This window comes from Pseudanabaena biceps PCC 7429 (assembly GCF_000332215.1).
GTDB classification, from domain to species: domain Bacteria; phylum Cyanobacteriota; class Cyanobacteriia; order Pseudanabaenales; family Pseudanabaenaceae; genus Pseudanabaena; species Pseudanabaena biceps.
Genome location: NZ_ALWB01000457.1, coordinates 1 through 698 on the forward strand (window position 1 = coordinate 1; position 698 = coordinate 698).

Here is a 698-nt window from a genome sequence, read left to right on the forward strand (position 1 = left end):
TATACTCTGACCAGTTGCGGATCTCATATTTCTCTGTCATCTTTCGGGGTCTCATCTCCTGCTTAATACTTAATTTACCTTCTAACCCCCTTTTTATGCAACAACGCCTTTCGCTAATATAAAATTGGGTGTTATGTGACATTAGCAAACTCTACAAGATCGACGATCGCACTAATCCTCCCACAACCCAAAGATCGCTTTAGATACTTTGTCGGCAATCATTCCAAAACTAATTTTGCTGAAGCGATGATCCAGCAGTAGCATGTGTTAGCGCAGCGTAACGCATTCACAATAAACATCAAAATGTGAGTTATATCTCATTAACTGGAGTTTAGACTAAAAAAGGAAAAAAAGGACAGAGTAAAAGAGATACAAACTGCCTAAAGTAGATGAAAAAGAAAAAGCACATCTACAGTCATGATTATTGATAAAACTACAGAACTTTCGTCAACAGGCATATAATTTTTTAGGAAATGGAAGAGATGCAATATTTGACTTAATGGATGCAGTGTTAACCAGTCCAAGCGTGAAATCATTGCAGAATTATCGTTATCTGCGGTGTATCGGCGGAAATGGTCAAGCCTGTATGAATCACTAAAAGATAGTCGTCCGAGACGAGGAAGGCTTAGACGACTATGTGTAGACAAATACCCAAAGATATTCGACCATTGCTAGCAGGAGACCATACAGGTGGGGAA

At 39.0% G+C, this 698-nt stretch carries 1 protein-coding gene and 1 pseudogene; both read left to right on the plus strand.

The genetic code is table 11. The features are described from left to right. Positions 1-135: 135 nt before the first annotated feature. Positions 136-261, plus strand: a complete 126-nt coding sequence (locus PSE7429_RS27680; RefSeq protein WP_267879035.1) for a hypothetical protein — start codon at positions 136-138, stop codon at positions 259-261. Between the two features lie 163 nt (positions 262-424). Beyond that, a pseudogene (locus PSE7429_RS27855) lies at positions 425-698 on the plus strand (NF041680 family putative transposase); the annotation flags it as partial.